This is a genomic window from Streptomyces globisporus, from assembly GCF_003501885.1.
GTDB lineage: Bacteria > Actinomycetota > Actinomycetes > Streptomycetales > Streptomycetaceae > Streptomyces > Streptomyces globisporus_D.
Genome location: NZ_QWFA01000354.1, coordinates 1 through 2,543 on the forward strand (window position 1 = coordinate 1; position 2,543 = coordinate 2,543).

Consider the following 2,543-nt stretch of genomic DNA (forward strand, 5'->3'; position numbering starts at 1 on the left):
GGGTGGCAGGAGCCAAGGGGGAGACTCTTTCTCGGGCGAGCGGCGCAGCGGGTACGGGCAGGGCGGGCCGGGAGGCCGGGAGGCGGCGGACCGCCCGGAGCCACGATCTCCGGTCCGGGGCGGCCGCGTGAGCGGTCTCACGGAATCTCCCCAGGTGGTACGCCGGACATGCCTGCGTGGCAGGATGAGCGTGGCCCGCAGACCGCTGCGGACGGTACGGCAGAGGGAAGGACCGGACCCGGCGTTGAGCGAGAATCAGAACCTGCTCGCGGAGCAGCGCCGTGCGCTGATCCTCGACGAGGTGCGCAGGCGTGGTGGGGTCCGGGTCAACGAGCTGACCCGCAAGCTGAACGTCTCCGACATGACGATCCGCCGGGATCTGGACGCGCTGGCCCGCCAGGGCGTCATCGAGAAGGTCCACGGCGGTGCGGTCCCGGTCGTCGAGGCGAGTACGCACGAGCCCGGGTTCGAGGCGAAGTCGGCGCTGGAGCTGAGCGCCAAGGAGGACATCGCCCGGGCGGCGGCGGCGCTGGCGGTGCCCGGCAGCGCCATCGCGCTCTCGGGCGGGACGACGACCTTCGCGCTGGCCCGGCATCTGCTGGACGTGCCGGATCTGACGGTGGTGACCAACTCGGTGCGGGTGGCCGATGTGTTCCACGACGCGCAGCGTCCGGCCGGGGGGCGCGGCGCGCGGCCCGGGGCGGCGACGGTGGTGCTGACGGGCGGGGTGCGCACGCCGTCGGACTCGCTGGTCGGGCCGGTCGCGGACCGGGCCATCGACTCCCTCCACTTCGACGTGCTGTTCCTCGGCGTGCACGGGATCTCGGCGGAGGCGGGCCTCTCGACGCCCAATCTCGCGGAGGCGGAGACCAACCGCCGTTTCGTGCGGGCGGCGCGCCGGATCGTGGTGGTGGCCGACCACACCAAGTGGGGCACGGTGGGCCTGAGTTCCTTCGCCGCGCTGGGGGAGGTCGACACGCTGGTCACGGACGCGGGCCTGGCTCCGGAGCTGCGCGCGGAGATCGAGGAGCATCTGCCGGGTCTCCTGGTGGCGGGTGACGCTCCCGCCGAGACCCCCGACGCCCCGCCCGCCACCGAGGGCTGACGCGGATTCCGCTCGGCTCGCGGTGTGCTGGACACCCTCTAGGATCAGGCTGTGGCCGTCTTCCGGATCGAGCGCTTCTCCCCTCTCCCCGCAGCCGAGGCCTGGCGCCGGGTGACCGACTGGGAACGGCACGCCGCGCAGGTGCCGTTGACCGCGATCTCGGTACCGACCGGGCTTCCCTCGCAGCTCGGCACGGTCTTCGTGGCCCGTACGGGGCTGGGCCCCCTGGCGTTCGACGACCCGATGGAAGTGGTGCGGTGGACGCCGCCCGCCGGGGGCCGGGCCGGGGTGTGCCAACTGGAGAAGCGGGGCGCGGTGGTGCTGGGCCGGGCCTCGATCGACGTGCTGCCAACGGATTCCGGTTCCCATGTGGTGTGGGTCGAGGAGCTGCGGGTGCGGCTGGTGCCCCGATGGGGTGACCCGCTGCTCGCCTCCGCCGGACGACGTATGTTCGGCAGGGTCCTGGACGCCCTGCTCGCCTCCCCCCAAGACGCGCACGGGTGAGGCGCCGCGGGGGCCTGCGCGAGCGGGCCTGCACGGGTGGAGGGACACGCGCCGCGTACGGGTGATGTGACCGTCACACGATTGACTCGTTTGTCGGTATGACACCCCCGCCACGGCCCCGGAAGGCACCGATTCCATGCCGATCCATCAACCGCAGCAGCGGACCGACGTACAGAGCGCAGGCACGGGCGTGCAGCAGGCCGAGGCCGCCCTCGTGGAGCACTACCCGCGCCTGGTGCGGCTCGCCTATGTCGTCCTGCCGCCGGCGCTCGGCCGGCACCGCCGGGTCCTGACCGCCCATGCCGTCGTCCAGCGGGCCCTGCCCGCGGCCGGGAGCAAGCCGTCGAGCCCGCGCGTTCCGGCCCAGTCCCGCCGGACCGGCGCTCCGACGCGCGCGGAGGGCGCCTCGGCAAACCGGAGTTGCTCGGGTGCGGCCTACGGGTGGGTGCGGCTACGGGTTCTTCGGTTGGCGCTGGCCCACGAGCGGCGGCCCCGCTGGTGGCCCGGGCGGCTCCCGGCGCCGGCCGCGCTGCGTCCGGCCCTGCCGGTGGTGTGGGGGCTGCGGCTCTTCCCCCGGGCGGGCGGCGTCGACGAACTGGCCCTGGACCGGGCGCTGTCGGCGGTGGACGGATCGGTCCGGGCGGCGTTCGCGCTGCACCTGCTGGAGGGGCTCGACGAGTCCGGGGTCCGGGAGCTGCTGGCCGGGGCCGCGGTGGCGGATCCGGCGGACGCGGTGCGCCGGGCGGCCCGGCTGGGGCGGCCGGACCGGGCCGGGGCGCAGGCGATGCTCAGGTCCGGCGAGTTCGACCCGTGCACGGTCCAGACCCGTCCGAGCGACCTGCTGCGGCGCAGGCACCGGGTGCGGGCGGCGGCGGTGGCCGCGGTGCTGTGCGTGGTGGCGGGGGGCCTGGCGGTCGCCGTCGAGGAGGGGGCG

Annotated in this window: 2 protein-coding genes and 1 pseudogene; all 3 read left to right on the forward strand. The window is 75.0% G+C overall.

Going from position 1 to position 2,543, the window contains the following annotated elements:
* Positions 1–244 precede the first annotated feature (244 nt).
* Positions 245–1,105 carry a DeoR/GlpR family DNA-binding transcription regulator gene (locus D3105_RS33385; RefSeq protein WP_118906553.1) on the forward strand — a complete coding sequence of 287 codons (861 nt, stop codon included), beginning with the start codon at positions 245–247 and terminating at the stop codon, positions 1,103–1,105.
* Positions 1,106–1,156: 51 nt separating this feature from the next.
* Positions 1,157–1,609: an SRPBCC family protein gene (locus D3105_RS33390; protein WP_118906554.1), complete on the forward strand. Its 453-nt coding sequence runs from the start codon at positions 1,157–1,159 to the stop codon at positions 1,607–1,609.
* A gap of 136 nt (positions 1,610–1,745) precedes the next feature.
* A pseudogene (locus D3105_RS33395) lies at positions 1,746–2,543 on the forward strand (hypothetical protein); the annotation flags it as partial.